The organism is Massilia sp. MS-15 (assembly GCF_020176695.1).
GTDB lineage: Bacteria > Pseudomonadota > Gammaproteobacteria > Burkholderiales > Burkholderiaceae_D > Telluria > Telluria hydrophila.
In genome coordinates this window covers 134,335-150,563 of the sequence record NZ_JAIWIA010000005.1, presented here as the reverse complement: position 1 = coordinate 150,563, position 16,229 = coordinate 134,335, and the positions used below count along the sequence as shown (strand labels likewise).

Sequence of the window (16,229 nt, the reverse complement as noted above, 5' to 3'; positions counted from 1 at the left end):
TGATTTATAGAAATAAAGTCAAGACGACAGGCTCAGCCGCGGTCCGCTGGCACCGGCCTTGCCGGCCTCCGGCGCCACCCCGGCGGCGCCCGGCCCGCACTGCGGCAACTGGGCCAGGATCTCGGCCAGCGCCCGGAAGTCGACCGGCTTGACCAGGTGATGGTCGAAACCGGCCTGCTTCGACAGGTCGCGGTCGCGTGCCTGGCCGTAGCCGGTCAGCGCGATGAAGCTGGCCTGCGCATGCTCGCGGCGCAGGCGGCGCGCCAGTTCGTAGCCGGTCATGTCGGGCAGGCCGATGTCGAGGATGAAGGCGTGGGTGCCGCCGATATCGGGCGAGGCCAGGGTACGGATCGCGCCGTCGAACACGTGCACCGTATGTCCCTGCTCGCGCAGCAGCACCGCCAGCGACTGGGCCGCGTCGACGTTGTCGTCGACGATGGTCAAGGTGCAGGGCGAGACCGGATGGCGGCGCCGCTCCATGCGTGGCGCCGCCACGCTGGTCGCCTGATCGGACGCCAGCGGCAGCCGCACCGAGAACGCGGCGCCGAGATTCGGGCCGTCGCTGTGCGCCTCGACCTGGCCCCCATGCATCTGGACGATGGTCTTGACCAGCGCCAGTCCGATGCCCAGGCCGCCCTGCGAGCGGTCCGGCGCGCGTTCGGCCTGGGTGAACAGGTCGAAGACGTGCGGCAGCAGGCGCGCATCCATGCCGCTGCCGTTGTCGATCACGCTCAGGCGCGCCTGCCCCGCCTCCGTCTCCAGGCGCAGGACGATGCGCCCGCCGGCCGCCGTGTACTTGGCCGCGTTGTTGAGCAGGTTGACCAGCACCTGCACCAGGCGGGTGCGGTCGCCGGTCACCACCACCGGCCGTCCCGGTGCCTCCACGGCCAGCGTGTGGTTCTTGGCTTCGATGTGCGGGCGCGCCTGCTCCACGGCCGAGCGCAGCACGGCGTTCAGGTCGAGGTTCTCGTTTTCCAGCTTGACCAGGCCGCGCGTGACGCGCGACACGTCCAGCAGGTCGTCCACCAGTTCCGTCATGTGGCGTACCTGGCGCGCGATGATGCTGACCGCCTTCAGGCGCAGGCTTTCGTCCACGCTGGGCATCTTGAGCAGCTGGGCGGCATTGGTGATCGGCGCCAGCGGATTGCGCAGCTCGTGCGCCAGCATGGCCAGGAACTCGTCCTTCATCGTGCTGTGGCGCTCGGCCTCGGCGCGCGCGGCGCGCTCGCTGGCCAGGATGCTTTCGCGCTCGCGCGCGGCGCGCTGGGCCAGGTCGTACAGGCGCGCATTGTCGATCGCCACCGCGGCCTGGGCCACGAAGCTGGAGATCAGGCGTTCGCTGCGCTCGTCGAACACGTCCGGCTCCGGATGGCCGAAGAACAGCCCGCCCAGCACCTCGCCCGAGCGCGAGCAGACCGAGGCCGCGAGGTAGCTGCGCACCGGCAGGTGCCCGGGCGGCATGCCATGGTGCGGGCCCATGCGGCCGTAGCGCGGGTCCTTGGTGATGTCGCCGCTGCGCACCGGCGGGCCGCCTTCGAAGGTGGGGCCGAACACCGCCGTCGGGCGCGGGTGGCCGAGGCTGGCGAAGGCGTCGCGCGGGGCGCCGCTCAGGGTGTACAGCAGGTAGGCGTCGCCGTTGGCGTCCTTGCCGTTGTAGAAGAAGGCGCCGAAGGCGGCACCGGTCAGTTCGGTGGCGGCGTCGGTGACCGACTGCAGCAGCGTGTCCAGGTCGAGGGTGGAAGCCAGCACCCCGCCGGCGCGGTGCAGCAGCTCGAGGATGCGGGTCTCTTCGCGCAGCGCTTCCTCGGCGCGGATGCGGCGCAGCGCTTCCCAGGTACGGCGCGCCAGGTCTTCGGCCAGGGTGCGCTCATCAATGGTCCAGCGGTAGGGATGGTCTTTGTAGAGGAAGCCGGCGCCGTGCAGGCGGTCGCCGTCCTTGAGCGGGATGACCACCACCGAATGGATGCCCAGCATCAGGCAGGGCTTGGCGACGGCCGCGCATTCCGGATCGGTGGACACGTCGTTGATGCAGAGCGTGGCGCCGGCGCGCAGCGCCTCCAGCTGGCGCGGCGACAGCATGTCCACCGGCAGCGTGCCCTGGGCGCCGCCGGTCTCGATGCCATCCTTCCACTCTTCCTTGACGGCGAAGGTGCGCTTCTGTTCGTCCAGTTCGACGTAGGCGACGTTGGCGTTGGCGAAGTACTCGCTGGTGAGCCGGATGGTGGCCTTGAGCGTGGGGCCGAAGGCCGTTTCGCGCCGCAGCGCGTCGGCCAGCTTGACCTGGTAGGCCTGGCGCCGTTCGCCCAGCACCGCCTTGGTGATCTCGGCAAAGGTGGTCAGGATGCCCTCGACCCTGCCGCTGGCGCCGTAGATCGGGCTGTATGAATGGCTGAAGTAGCAGGTCTCGTAGTAGCCGTAGCGGTTGATCGTCAGCGGCATCGCGTCCGAGCCGAGCGACTCGCCCTGGCGTACCCGCTCCCACATCGGCGCGAGCACCGGCCAGATCTCGGACCAGGTGACGCTGGTGTCGTTGCCGAGCGCGCTGTCCTTCTTGTCGCCCAGGATGGGGATGTAGGCGTCGTTGAAGAACTGGATGCAGGTATCTCCCCACGCGAGGTGGGCCGGCAGGCGCAGGTCGAGCACGGTGCGCACGGCGCTCTTCAGGCTCAGCGGCCAGCCGGCGACGGGACCGACGGGAGTGGTTTCCCAGGGGAAGGTGCGCATGCGGCGCTCCATCTCCGTCATGTGGGCGGCGGCGCTCTCGGCGTCCGCGCTCGCGTCAAATGGCCAGGGCATGTTGCTCACGGGGGAAAGGTGTGGAAAAGCCGATAACTCAACAATGGATGATAGCAGTCATTACGGGGGACGGGCGTACGGATGAGCTAGGCAGGAACTGGGGGGAATTCCTGCGGGACGCGCTGTTTTCCTGGCTCAGCTTGCTCGGGCGCAGTGCCGGAAAAGACGGGCCAGGAAAGAATTGGCGGGACAAGCAGGCTGGCAAGCGCGTAGCGGGATGCGCGGAGTGCCTGCCGGTGTCGATTCCCCAACGAGTTGGACCAGGAGAGCTTGCCGGCATGGTCGCAGTTCCTTCCCTTTCATTTCCGGCACTCCTGCTCGCCATCGTCTGCCTGCTACCCGGTGCGGCGCTTGCTGAAGTAAGCGACAAGGTGCCGGAGCCGGATCTGTTCTGGGTCGTCGGGCTGGCGACATCGACCGTGTGCCTGGTCGGTGCGCGTTTGAAACCCTGGCTGGGAGCGGCCTGCTTTGTCCCGGCCGCGCTCTGGTTCATCGGGGTCCTTGCGGAACTCCATGCGGTGGACATCGCGTCTCACCTGGTGGCGGAGCGCGGGCCAGGCTACTACGTCCAGGCCTATGCGGCCTTCGGTCTCGTGTGCGTTGGTTTCGCGATGGGCTGGCGCTGGCATCGGCGCAGCGCACGCGCAAGCTGTGCCGCCGAAAAGCGCTGAACCTATCCCCGGTGGATAAAGTGGGGTGGCCCGGCCTGCGCCAGGTCTTGGCAGCAGGAAGTCGCATTAGAATGGGCTTTCCTGGCCGCAAGCATTGAGGTGACGGGAGCAAAGCCGCCTTCGCGCGCATGGCCATTTACAGTCTGCTTCGTCAACGACAGGGAAATTTCCGTGAAACCTTCCGTGCTGCTTATCGTCCTTCTCGGCCTTCTGGCTCCCCTGGCGCACGCCCAGGAACCCTCCGCCTGCACAGCGGCATGCACCGCCGAGAAGGAGCAATGCACGGCCCGTGCGAGCAAGCTGAGCGAACTCGACAAGGCGCCGAAGCTGGAAGAGACGAACCCGTTCGCGCGTACCGCGGACAGGAACAGCGCGGCATGGTCCGATTCGGCCCGTTCGACCGACCGCCTGGCGGGCCAGCGGCGCGACCAGGAACGCCTGGATGCCTGCACGGCGAACTTCAAGCGCTGCTCCAGCGCGTGCACGCCGGCAGTCGCGCCTGCTAGCGAGCAGGTAGCGCCGGCAAAATAAACCGCCTCGCGGCCGGTACGCGAAACGGGTGCAGCACGCCGCCTCGCCCCATCGGTTCCTACCCCGGACGGATAACTTGTCCTTGCCGATGGCCACAACGGACATGTTGGCCGCGACTCGCTCTAGAATGGATCGGTATGCCTGTATCGGTCAGCGCCGGTTTCGCCCACCAGGGTGCGGCCCCGGAATCCTCAGCGAAAGGAAAGTACGTGAACCGTTTGATCCTGCTTGGCCTGCTTGGCCTGCTGGCCTCCCCCATGGCCCAGGCTATTCACAATCCGGCGGTCTGCAAGCCGATGTGCACTGTTGAACAGGGCAAGTGCATGAGCCGTGCGGCCAAGATGACCCAGCTCGACAAGCGGCCACGGCTGGAGGAAATCAACCCGTTCGCCCGCACGGCGGACAACATCCCGACAGCATGGTCGGAGGCGTCGGTCAGGACCGACCAACTCGCTGCCCAGCGCCGCAGCATGGAACGCAATGCAGCCTGCACCGCAACCTACACCCGTTGTACGGCCGCCTGCGAACTGGATCTGGTTCTGGTCACTCAGCCAGATGCCGTCCCTGCCCACCCCGCCACCGGGGGGGCCGGCCCGGCGAAATAGCAAGCGGTGCTGTCCCAGGCGGCTCGGAGAATGAAACGGCACCCGTGGGTGCCGTTTTTGTTTCAGCTATCAGCTGGCTCAGACGATCATTCGTCCTTGGCGTGGTGCTGCTCGACCGATGCCGCAGCATTCTGCTGGTCTTTCATCGAGCAGCATCTGGCGAACGATCACCTCGATGCGCTTGTCGGCAATCTTGCTGTCCGAGGTGTACAAGATCGAGGATCTGGCTGACGTTTGTTGGAACGCCGAGTATAAAAAAACGGCACCCTCGGGGTGCCGTTTTCATTTCAGCTAGCTACAGCGATCACTCGCCATCGCCATGATGCTGCTCAACCGAAGCCGCAGCATTCTGCTGGTCTTCCATCGCCTGCAGTTCGGCAGCCATGTTGGCCTTCTCCTGCTGCAGCAGTGCCTGGCGCTCTTCCGCCTCCCACACTTCCTTCTCCTTGCGGGCGCGGTGGAATGCCAGACCGGTACCGCCAGGGATCAGGCGGCCGACGATGACGTTTTCCTTCAGGCCGCGCAGACCGTCGCGCTTGCCCATGATCGCCGCTTCGGTGAGGACGCGGGTGGTTTCCTGGAACGATGCGGCCGAGATGAACGAGTCGGTCGACAGCGAGGCCTTGGTAATACCCAGCAGCACGTTTTCGTACTGCGCCGGCAGCTTGCCGACGGCGTTGACCTTGTCGTTCTCTTCCAGCAGTTCCGAACGCTCCACCTGCTCGCCGACGATGTAGTCGGTGTCGCCGGCATCGGTGATCTGGACACGACGCAGCATCTGGCGAACGATCACCTCGATGTGCTTGTCGTTGATCTTCACACCCTGCAGGCGGTACACGTCCTGCACCTCGTCCACGATGTAGCGGGCCAGCGCTTCGATACCCAGCAGGCGCAGGATGTCCTGCGGATCGGCCGGACCGTCGACGATCATCTCGCCCTTGTTCACCACCTGGCCGTCGTGCACCAACACTTGCTTGTCCTTGGTGATCAGGAACTCGTGCTTGTTGCCGTCCATGTCGGTGATTTCCAGACGCTGCTTGCCCTTGGTCTCCTTACCGAATGCGACGGTACCGGTGACTTCGGCCAGCATGCCCGCGTCTTTCGGCGAACGTGCTTCGAACAGTTCGGCAACGCGCGGCAGACCACCGGTAATGTCACGGGTCTTCTGCGATTCCGTCGGAATACGTGCCAGCACTTCACCCACCGAGACTTGCTGACCGTCCTTGACCATGATCAGCGCGCCGACCTGGAAGCCGATCGTCACGGCGTGTTCGGTGCCGGCGATCTTCACTTCCTGGCCTTCTTCGTTCAGCAGCTTGACCTGCGGACGCAGGACCTTGCCCGAACCGCGGCGCTTCGGATCGATCGCCACCAGGGTCGACAGGCCAGTCACTTCGTCCACCTGGCGAGCGACGGTGACGCCCTCTTCCACGTTTTCGAACTTGATGGTACCTGCGTACTCGGTAATGATCGGACGGGTCAGCGGATCCCAGGTCGACAGCGCGGTGCCGGCCTTGACGACCTGGCCGTCCTTGACGATCAGGGTCGCGCCGTACGGCACCTTGTGGCGCTCGCGCTCGCGGCCGTGGTCGTCCGTGATCAGGACTTCGCCCGAACGCGAGATGACGATCTGCGCGCCCTTGCCGTTGGTGACGTAACGCATCGTGGCGGTGAAGCGCACGGTGCCGTTCGACTTGGCTTCGACCGACGAGGCCACTGCCGCACGCGATGCCGCACCACCGATGTGGAAGGTACGCATGGTCAGCTGGGTACCCGGCTCACCGATCGACTGTGCCGCCACCACACCGACTGCTTCACCGCTGTTCACCAGCATGCCGCGGCCGAGGTCACGGCCGTAGCACTTGGCGCACAGGCCGAAGCGGGTGTCGCAATTCAGCGGGGTGCGGACCTTCACTTCGTCGATGCCGACGCGTTCGATCTCTTCCACCATGTCTTCGTCCAGCAGCGTGCCGGCTTCGAACAGGGTTTCCTGGGTCTCCGGATTCACGATGTCGGTACCGGCGACGCGGCCGAGGATACGGTCGCGCAGCGGCTCGATCACTTCACCGCCTTCGACCATCGCCTTCATGTGCGTGCCGTTGCTGGTGCCGCAATCGTCCTCGATCACCACCAGATCCTGGGTCACGTCGACCAGGCGACGGGTCAGGTAACCCGAGTTCGCGGTCTTCAGTGCCGTATCCGCCAGACCCTTACGGGCGCCGTGGGTCGAGATGAAGTACTGCAGAACGTTCAGGCCTTCGCGGAAGTTCGCGGTAATCGGCGTTTCGATAATCGAACCGTCCGGCTTGGCCATCAGGCCGCGCATACCGGCCAGCTGGCGGATCTGGGCTGCCGAACCACGGGCGCCCGAGTCGGCCATCATGTAAATCGCGTTGAACGATTCCTGGGTGCCTTCGGTGCCGTCACGCTTGGTGACCGGCTCCACTTTCAGCTGGTCCATCATCGCCTTGCCGACTTCATCGGAGGTCTTGCCCCAGATGTCGACGACCTTGTTGTAACGCTCGCCGGCGGTGACCAGACCCGAAGCGTACTGCTGCTCGATCTGCTTCACTTCCGCTTCGGCGGTCGCGATCATGCCCTTCTTGACGTCCGGGATCAGCATGTCGTCGACGGCGATCGAGATGCCGGCGCGGGTCGCCAGGCGGAAGCCCGACTGCATCAGCTTGTCCGCGAAGACGACGGTCGCACGCAGGCCGCACTTGCGGAACGACGTGTTGATCAGCTTCGAGATTTCCTTCTTCTTCAGCGCGCGGTTCAGCACCGAGAACGGCAGGCCTTTCGGCAGGATCTCGGACAGGATCGCGCGGCCGACGGTGGTCTCGTAGCGGGTCACGGTGCGGTCGAAGTCACCCTCGGCGTTCTTCGGGTGCTCGACGATACGCACGGTGATGCGGGTCGCCAGTTCGACTTCCTTGTTGTCGTACGCGCGGATGACTTCCGACACGTCCGGGAACATCATGCCTTCGCCCTTGGCGTTGATCGCCTCGCGGGTCGCGTAGTACAGACCCAGCACGATATCCTGCGACGGCACGATCGACGGTTCGCCGTTCGACGGGAACAGGATGTTGTTCGAGGCCAGCATCAGGGTGCGGGCTTCCATCTGCGCTTCGATCGACAGCGGCACGTGGACTGCCATTTGGTCACCGTCGAAGTCGGCGTTGAACGCCGCGCAGACCAGCGGGTGCAGCTGGATCGCCTTGCCTTCGATCAGGACCGGCTCGAACGCCTGGATACCGAGACGATGCAGGGTCGGCGCACGGTTCAGCATGACCGGGTGCTCTTTGATGACCTCTTCCAGGATGTCCCAGACCACCGGTTCCTGGATTTCGACCAGCTTCTTCGCAGCCTTGATGGTGGTCGCAAGACCCATCAGTTCCAGCTTGTTGAAGATGAAGGGCTTGAACAGTTCCAGGGCCATCAGCTTCGGCAGGCCGCACTGATGGAGTTTGAGCTGCGGACCGACCACGATGACCGAACGGCCCGAGTAGTCGACGCGCTTGCCCAGCAGGTTCTGACGGAAGCGGCCGCCCTTACCCTTGATCATTTCAGCCAGCGACTTCAGCGGACGCTTGTTGGCGCCGGTCATCGCCTTGCCGCGACGGCCGTTGTCCAGCAGCGAGTCCACTGCTTCCTGCAGCATGCGCTTTTCGTTACGCGTAATGATTTCCGGCGCGCGCAGTTCCATCAGGCGCTTCAGGCGGTTATTACGGTTGATGACGCGGCGATACAGGTCGTTCAGGTCGGAGGTCGCGAAACGGCCGCCGTCCAGCGGGACGAGCGGACGCAGCTCCGGCGGCAGGACCGGGAGCACTTCCATGATCATCCACTCAGGCTTGATGCCCGAGCGCTGGAACGCCTCGAGCACTTTCAGGCGCTTGGCGTATTTCTTGATCTTGGCTTCGGATTTCGATTCTTTGAGTTCCACGCGCAGGGCTTCGGCATCGCGGTGGATGTCGATCGAGCGCAGCAGTTCACGGATGCCTTCGGCGCCCATGAAAGCGGTGAAGTCGTCGCCGTACTCTTCGTACTTGGCGGCGTAGTCGTCTTCCGACATGATCTGGCACTTCTTCAGCGGGGTCATGCCAGGATCGGTCACGACGTAGGCTTCGAAGTACAGCACGCGTTCGATGTCGCGCAGGGTCATGTCCAGGACCATGCCCAGACGCGACGGCAGCGACTTCAGGAACCAGATGTGGGCGGTCGGCGAGGCCAGCTCGATGTGGCCCATGCGCTCGCGGCGCACCTTGGCCAGCGTGACTTCGACGCCGCACTTTTCGCAGATGACGCCACGGTGCTTCAGGCGCTTGTACTTGCCGCACAGGCATTCGTAGTCCTTGATCGGGCCAAAGATCTTGGCGCAGAACAGGCCGTCGCGTTCCGGCTTGAAAGTGCGGTAGTTGATGGTTTCCGGCTTCTTGACTTCGCCGAACGACCAGGAACGGATTTTTTCAGGCGAGGCGAGGCCGATCTTGATGGCGTCGAAGCTCTCGTTTTGCTGAACTTGCTTGAATAGATCGAGCAGTGCTTTCATGTATCACTCCAGGTGATTGAATTCTGTACTAACTACATCCGCCAGCTTCTCACCGATTTTCGCCGGTGCTTGCTGAGCTGCTTCCCTTGAAAGCGTCATCCCCGCGCAGGCGGGGATCCAAGTGTGCCGGCTTTTTCACCGGGCTTGCGCCCCAGCCTGCGCCGGGGCGACGTTTCAAGGACAGCAGGCCGAACCCGAAGGCTGGCGGCCATGCTGGCCCTGCTTAGTTGCGCTCGAGATCGATGTCGATACCCAGCGAACGGATTTCCTTCACCAGCACGTTGAACGATTCCGGCATGCCGGCATCGATCACGTGATCGCCCTTGACCAGGTTCTCGTACACCTTGGTACGGCCGTTCACGTCGTCCGACTTCACGGTCAGCATTTCCTGCAGCACGTAGGACGCGCCGTAGGCTTCAAGTGCCCACACCTCCATCTCACCGAAGCGCTGGCCACCGAACTGGGCTTTACCGCCCAGCGGCTGCTGCGTCACCAGCGAGTACGGACCGGTCGAACGGGCGTGCATCTTGTCGTCGACCAGGTGGTGCAGCTTCAGCATGTGCATGAAGCCGACGGTGACCTTGCGCTCGAATGCTTCGCCGGTGCGACCGTCGAACATGGTGACCTGGTTCTTCGACGGGGTCATGCCCAGGTGGGCAGCGATGTCGTCCGGGAACGCCAGGTCCAGCATGCGGCGGATGTCGTCTTCGTGGGCGCCGTCGAACACCGGGGTCGCGAACGGCACGCCGTTCTTGAGGTTGTGCGCCAGGCTCAGGATTTCTTCATCGCTGAAGCTGTCCAGGTCTTCCTTGCGGCCGGTTTCGTTGTAGATCTTTCCCAGGAAGGTGCGCAGGTCTGCCGCCTTCGCTTGCGCCGCCAGCATTTCGCCGATGCGCCAGCCCAGGCCCTTGGCTGCCCAACCGAGGTGGGTTTCCAGGATCTGACCGACGTTCATACGCGACGGAACGCCCAGCGGGTTCAGCACGACGTCAGCCGGACGGCCATCGGCCATGAACGGCATGTCTTCCACCGGCACGATACGCGAGACCACACCCTTGTTACCGTGGCGGCCCGCCATCTTGTCGCCCGACTGCAAGCGGCGTTTCACGGCCAGGTAGACCTTGACCATCTTCTGCACGCCAGGCTGCAGCTCGTCGCCCTGCGTCAGCTTCTTGCGCTTCTCTTCGAAGGCCAGGTCGAACTGGTGGCGCTTCTCGTTGATCGATTCCTTGATCGCTTCCAGTGCGTTCGCGGTGTCGTCGTCGGCCGGACGGATATCGAACCAGTGGAACTTGTCCAGGTCCGCCAGGTATTCCGACGTGATCGCCGCGCCCTTGGCCAGCTTCTTCGGACCGCCGTTGACGATCTTGCCGACCAGCATACGCTCCAGACGCTGGAAGGCGTCGCCTTCCACGATACGCATCTGGTCGTTCAGGTCCAGGCGGTAGCGCTTGAGCTCATCGTCGATGATCTGCTGGGCGCGCTTGTCGCGCTGGATGCCTTCGCGGGTGAACACCTGCACGTCGATGACGGTGCCGACCATGCCCGACGGCACGCGCAGCGAGGTGTCTTTCACGTCCGAGGCTTTTTCGCCGAAGATCGCGCGCAGCAGCTTCTCTTCCGGGGTCAGCTGGGTCTCGCCCTTCGGGGTGACCTTACCGACCAGCACGTCGCCGGCTTGCACTTCGGCGCCGATGTACACGATGCCCGACTCGTCCAGGCGCGCCAGCTGGTTCTCGGCCAGGTTCGAGATGTCGCGGGTGATTTCTTCCGCGCCCAGCTTGGTGTCACGTGCGACCACCGACAGTTCCTCGATGTGGATCGAGGTGTAGCGGTCGTCCTTGACCACGTTTTCCGAGATCAGGATCGAGTCTTCGAAGTTCAGGCCGTTCCACGGCATGAAGGCCACCAGCATGTTCTGGCCCAGTGCCAGTTCGCCCAGGTCGGTCGAGGCGCCGTCGGCGATGACGTCGCCGCGTGCCACGCGATCGCCCACTTGCACGATCGGACGCTGGTTGATGTTGGTGTTCTGGTTCGAACGGGTGTACTTGATCAGGTTGTAGATGTCCACACCGACTTCGCCAGCCTGTGCTTCGTCATCGTTCACACGAATCACGACACGGCCCGCATCGATGTAGTCCACCACGCCGCCGCGCAGGGCCTGCACGGTGGTGCCCGAGTCGACCGCCACGGTGCGCTCGATGCCGGTACCGACCACGGCCTTTTCAGGACGCAGGCAAGGCACGGCCTGGCGCTGCATGTTCGCGCCCATCAGTGCACGGTTCGCGTCATCGTGCTCGAGGAACGGAATCAGGGAAGCTGCGACCGACACGATCTGGCCCGGGGCCACGTCCATGTACTGGATGCGTTCCGGCGAGACCAGGATGGTTTCGCCAGCTTCACGCGCCGACACCAGTTCGTCGACCAGCTGGCCTTCTTCATTGATCGCGGCGTTTGCCTGCGCAATGATGTAGCGGCCTTCTTCGATCGCCGACAGGTAGTGGATCTCGTCGGTGACTTTTGAGCCTTCGACCTTGCGGTACGGGGTTTCCAGGAAGCCGTATTCGTTCAGGCGGGCATACAGTGCCAGCGAGTTGATCAGGCCGATGTTCGGGCCTTCAGGCGTTTCGATCGGGCACACGCGGCCGTAGTGGGTCGGGTGCACGTCGCGCACCTCGAAGCCGGCACGTTCGCGGGTCAGGCCGCCTGGGCCCAGGGCCGAGACGCGGCGCTTGTGGGTGACTTCCGACAGCGGGTTGGTCTGGTCCATGAACTGCGACAGCTGCGACGAACCGAAGAATTCACGGATCGCGGCCGAGATCGGCTTGCTGTTGATCAGGTCGTGCGGCATCAGGTTGTCCGCTTCGGCCTGGCCGAGGCGTTCCTTGACGGCACGTTCCACGCGCACCAGGCCGGCGCGGAACTGGTTCTCAGCCAGTTCGCCGACGCAACGCACGCGGCGGTTGCCCAGGTGGTCGATATCGTCGACTTCGCCGCGGCCATTGCGCAGCTCGACCAGGATCTTGATCACGGCCAGGATGTCTTCGTTCGACAGGGTCATGTCGCCCACGAGTTCGTCACGGCCGATACGGCGGTTGAACTTCATGCGGCCGACAGCCGACAGGTCGTAGCGTTCCGGGCTGTAGAACAGGCCGTTGAACAGGGCTTCCACCGATTCTTCGGTCGGCGGTTCGCCAGGACGCATCATGCGGTAGATCGCCACGCGGGCGGCGGTCTGGTCGGCGGTGTCGTCGGTGCGCAGGGTCTGCGAGATGTAGGCGCCCTGGTCCAGGTCGTTGGTATACAGCGTCTGGATGTCGGTCACGCTGGCGTCGCGCAGCTTGCCCAGCAGTTCTTCGGTCAGCTCGTCGTTGGCCACGGCGATGACTTCGCCGGTGTCCTGGTCGACGATGTTCTTGGCCAGCACGCGGCCCAGCAGGTAGTCTTCCGGAACCGAAATGCTCTTGATGCCGGCGGCTTCGATGTCACGGACGTGCTTCGCGTTGATACGCTTGTCCTTGGTGACAATGGTCTTGCCCGACTTCGGATCGACGATGTCGAAGCGCGCGACTTCGCCGCGCAGGCGTTCGGACACGAACTCCAGCTCGCCGCCTTCATTGCGGAGGGTGAAATTGTCGAAGACGAAGAAGTTCGCCAGGATCTGCTCCGGCGTCATGCCGATGGCCTTCAGCAGGATCGTGACCGGCATCTTGCGGCGGCGGTCGACGCGGAAGAACAGGATGTCCTTCGGGTCGAACTCGAAGTCCAGCCACGAGCCGCGGTAAGGAATGATACGGGCCGAGAACAGCAGCTTGCCCGACGAGTGGGTCTTGCCGCGGTCGTGTTCGAAGAACACGCCAGGCGAGCGGTGCAGCTGCGAGACGATGACGCGCTCGGTACCGTTGATGACGAACGAACCGTTCGTGGTCATCAGCGGCAGTTCGCCCATGTACACTTCCTGCTCTTTCATTTCCTTCACGACCGGCTTGGTCGGCGATTCCTTGTCCAGGATCACCAGACGCACCTTGGCGCGCAGCGGCGACGCGAAGGTCAGGCCGCGCTGCTGGCACTCTTTCACGTCAAACGCAGGGTCGCCCAGCACATAGGACAGGAATTCGAGACGCGCAAAACCATTGTGCGACACGATCGGGAAGATGGAGCTGAAGGCCGACTGCAGGCCTTCGTTCTTGCGCACGGAGGGAACGGCGTCCGCTTGCAGGAAATTCTCGTAGGATTCGAGCTGGGTAGCCAGAAGATAAGGAACGTTGTGAACGTTGGCGCGCTTCGCGAACGACTTGCGAATGCGCTTCTTCTCAGTAAATGAGTAGTGCATGGACACTCCGTGAGTGACAGAAAGGATGAGAATTCAGGAATTGCCAGTGGTGGTCACACCACACGCAAGGCCTGAAGCCTCTGCTTTCCCGCCAAGTGATTAAGACAGCCGTACTGCTGTGTTACGATATTTCTGAAGCCGGTGCTGCTGGGTGCTGCAGGGTAGTGCTTGTGTTTGCCGCAGGGACGACAAAAGAGCCAAAGCCGCATCCCCTCCCTTTCGGCAGGTTCCGCAAGCTTTGACTCCCGCGCTGGGCACCCTGAATGAGTGCCCAATGCATATGGTTTACTTCAGCTCGGCCTTGGCGCCAGCTTCTTCCAGCTTCTTCTTGGCGGCTTCAGCGTCAGCTTTCGGCAGGGCTTCTTTCACGGTCTTCGGTGCGCCGTCGACCAGGTCCTTGGCTTCCTTCAGGCCCAGGCCGGTGATTTCGCGGACTGCCTTGATGACGCCGACCTTGTTCGCGCCGACTTCCGACAGAACAACGTTGAACTCGGTCTGCTCTTCAGCAGCAGCTGCAGCAGCGCCGCCGCCAGCTGCCGGTGCTGCCATTGCAGCTGCCGACACGCCGAACTTCTCTTCGAAAGCCTTGACCAGGTCGTTCAGTTCCATGACCGACATTGCGCCAACTGCGTCCAGGAACTCTTCTTTGCTAATTGCCATTTGAAACTCCAAATATTGTGTGTGTGTAGTACAGGTTTGGTTCTACTTGAACAGAAAGACGCGAAGCGATTACGCTTCGGCGGCTTCCGCTGCCGGAGCAGCGGCGCCTTCGCCTTTTTGTGCTGCGACTGCAGCCAGAACTCGTGCGAAGCCCGACACCGGTGCCTGCATGACGCCCAGCAGCTGGGCGATGAGGACTTCACGGCTCGGGATGCTTGCCAGCGCGGTCACGCCAGCGACATCCAGTGCCTTACCAGCGTAGTTACCAGCTTTCACGACCAGCTTGTCGTTGGTTTTAGCGAAGTCGTTGATGACTTTCGCTGCTGCAACGGCGTCGTCCGAGATCGAGTAGATCAGCGGACCGGTCATGGAATCAGCCAGCGCGGCAAACTGCGTACCCTCAACCGAGCGACGAGCCAGCGTGTTCTTCAGAACACGCAGGTAGACGCCCTGGGCACGTGCGGTTGCACGGAGTTTGGTCAAGTGAGCAACCTGGATGCCACGGTACTCAGCCACGACGATGGTCTGCGCGGTTGCAACTTTCGCGCTTACCTCTTCGACGACGGCCTTTTTGTCATTCAGATTAAGACCCACGGTCAATCTCCTTAAATGATGCGAACAACATGTTCACATCGGTTCGAACACGGCGTCCGAAGTTAAGAAGTCAATCTAACGCGGATGAACTCACGCAGCGTGGACTACAAAACTTGTTCGGGTACACCATCTGCGTTGGGTGGTCTATTAACCTCCGGCTTACAGCCAGAGGGGACAGAGCGCTGCGCGGTCTTTCCCCTGGTTGACGCTTTCGGCCCAACGGTCTTTGATTGCCTGCCGGAGCGGTACGTTGCCCCGACAGCCCAAAGATGCGCCCCGCGATGTTCAGCGGGGACTTAATTCAGTGCTATTAAGCAGCAGCGATCGAAGCGTGATCGACACGGACGCCAGCGCCCATGGTCGACGACAGCGCGACGCGGCGCAGGTACACGCCCTTCGAGGTTGCCGGCTTGGCCTTGTTCAGGGCGTCGATCAGCGCGACCAGGTTGGTCTTCAGATCTTCGTCCGAGAACGACTTGCGGCCGATGGTGGCGTGGACGATACCAGCCTTGTCGGTACGGTACTGGACCTGACCTGCCTTGGCGTTCTTGACGGCGGTAGCGACGTCCGGGGTCACGGTTCCGACTTTCGGGTTCGGCATCAGGCCGCGCGGGCCCAGGATCTGGCCCAGGGTACCGACGATACGCATGGTGTCAGGCGAAGCGATCACGATGTCGAACGGCATGTCGCCGGCCTTGACGCGCTCTGCCAGGTCTTCCATGCCGACGATGTCGGCGCCAGCTGCCTTGGCAGCTTCAGCCTTGTCGCCCGATGCGAAGACAGCGACGCGCACGGTCTTGCCGGTGCCAGCTGGCAGCACGACGGAGCCGCGGACGACCTGGTCCGACTTCTTCGGGTCCACGCCCAGTTGAACGGCGACATCGATCGACTCGTTGAACTTGGCGGTGGCGAATTCCTTGACGATCGACACAGCGTTGTCGAACGCGTAGACCTTGTTACGGTCCACTTTTTCTTTCATTGCTTTAACGCGCTTGGACAGCTTAGCCATTACACACCCTCCACCGTGATGCCCATCGAACGTGCCGAGCCGGCGATGATACGCACTGCGGCGTCCATGTCGGCGGCGGTCAGGTCCGGCTGCTTGGTTTTTGCGATTTCTTCAGCCTGGGCACGGGTCAGCGTACCGACTTTGTCGGTATGTGGCTTCGGCGAACCCTTGGTGATGCCAGCGGCTTTCTTGATCAGGTAGGTTGCCGGCGGGGTCTTCATCACGAAGGTGAAGGACTTGTCGGCGAACGCGGTGATCACGACAGGAATCGGCATGCCCGGCTCGAAACCCTGGGTCTGGGCGTTGAACGCCTTGCAGAATTCCATGATGTTCAGGCCGCGCTGACCCAGTGCTGGGCCGATCGGTGGGGATGGGTTTGCTTTACCAGCTGCGACTTGCAGCTTGATAAAACCAATAATCTTCTTGGCCATGATGGCTCCTTGATTTGGTTTGAGTAGTAGCGCCCCACCACTACTAC

General features: G+C 63.1%; 11 protein-coding genes. 3 read left to right on the top strand and 8 right to left on the bottom strand.

The genetic code is table 11. From position 1 onward, the window contains the following. Positions 1–18 precede the first annotated feature (18 nt). On the bottom strand, positions 19–2,796 hold the full coding sequence (locus LCI23_RS03530; RefSeq protein WP_224944142.1) for a GAF domain-containing protein: 2,778 nt from the start codon (positions 2,794–2,796) through the stop codon (positions 19–21). 20 nt (positions 2,797–2,816) lie between these two features. Between LCI23_RS03530 and LCI23_RS03525 the strand changes: the two genes are divergently transcribed. The 3 genes from LCI23_RS03525 to LCI23_RS03515 all read left to right on the top strand — a co-directional run bounded on the left by LCI23_RS03525 (position 2,817) and on the right by LCI23_RS03515 (position 4,603). Continuing rightward, positions 2,817–3,467, top strand: coding sequence for a hypothetical protein (locus LCI23_RS03525; RefSeq protein ID WP_224944140.1), 651 nt, complete (start codon positions 2,817–2,819; stop codon positions 3,465–3,467). A gap of 171 nt (positions 3,468–3,638) precedes the next feature. Next, positions 3,639–3,998 (top strand): hypothetical protein, encoded by a 360-nt coding sequence (locus LCI23_RS03520; protein WP_224944138.1) that lies wholly within the window; start codon positions 3,639–3,641, stop codon positions 3,996–3,998. A gap of 209 nt (positions 3,999–4,207) precedes the next feature. Then, entirely contained in the window at positions 4,208–4,603 is a 396-nt protein-coding gene (locus tag LCI23_RS03515; RefSeq protein ID WP_224944135.1) for a hypothetical protein, read from the top strand. Positions 4,604–4,681: 78 nt separating this feature from the next. On the opposite strand, the gene LCI23_RS20565 is transcribed toward LCI23_RS03515, so the two are convergent. The 7 genes from LCI23_RS20565 to rplK form a co-directional block, all read right to left on the bottom strand. Beyond that, positions 4,682–4,816, bottom strand: a complete 135-nt coding sequence (locus LCI23_RS20565; protein WP_268824695.1) for a hypothetical protein — start codon at positions 4,814–4,816, stop codon at positions 4,682–4,684. 91 nt (positions 4,817–4,907) lie between these two features. Further along, positions 4,908–9,155 (bottom strand): DNA-directed RNA polymerase subunit beta', encoded by a 4,248-nt coding sequence (gene rpoC, locus LCI23_RS03510; protein WP_224944132.1) that lies wholly within the window; start codon positions 9,153–9,155, stop codon positions 4,908–4,910. Positions 9,156–9,378: 223 nt separating this feature from the next. Further along, positions 9,379–13,488, bottom strand: a complete 4,110-nt coding sequence (gene rpoB, locus LCI23_RS03505) for a DNA-directed RNA polymerase subunit beta (RefSeq protein ID WP_224944129.1) — start codon at positions 13,486–13,488, stop codon at positions 9,379–9,381. 285 nt (positions 13,489–13,773) lie between these two features. Next, positions 13,774–14,148 (bottom strand): 50S ribosomal protein L7/L12, encoded by a 375-nt coding sequence (gene rplL / locus LCI23_RS03500; protein ID WP_224944119.1) that lies wholly within the window; start codon positions 14,146–14,148, stop codon positions 13,774–13,776. Positions 14,149–14,217: 69 nt separating this feature from the next. Further along, the gene (gene rplJ / locus LCI23_RS03495; RefSeq protein ID WP_211518320.1) at positions 14,218–14,742 is read right to left on the bottom strand and encodes a 50S ribosomal protein L10; all 525 of its coding nucleotides are present in this window, start codon (positions 14,740–14,742) and stop codon (positions 14,218–14,220) included. A 310-nt stretch (positions 14,743–15,052) separates the two neighbouring features. Continuing rightward, positions 15,053–15,751, bottom strand: a complete 699-nt coding sequence (gene rplA / locus LCI23_RS03490) for a 50S ribosomal protein L1 (protein ID WP_224944117.1) — start codon at positions 15,749–15,751, stop codon at positions 15,053–15,055. Further along, positions 15,751–16,182: a 50S ribosomal protein L11 gene (rplK, locus tag LCI23_RS03485; protein WP_020653552.1), complete on the bottom strand. Its 432-nt coding sequence runs from the start codon at positions 16,180–16,182 to the stop codon at positions 15,751–15,753. The genes rplA and rplK overlap by 1 nt, the downstream gene beginning before the upstream one ends. Between the last annotated feature and the right edge of the window lie 47 nt (positions 16,183–16,229).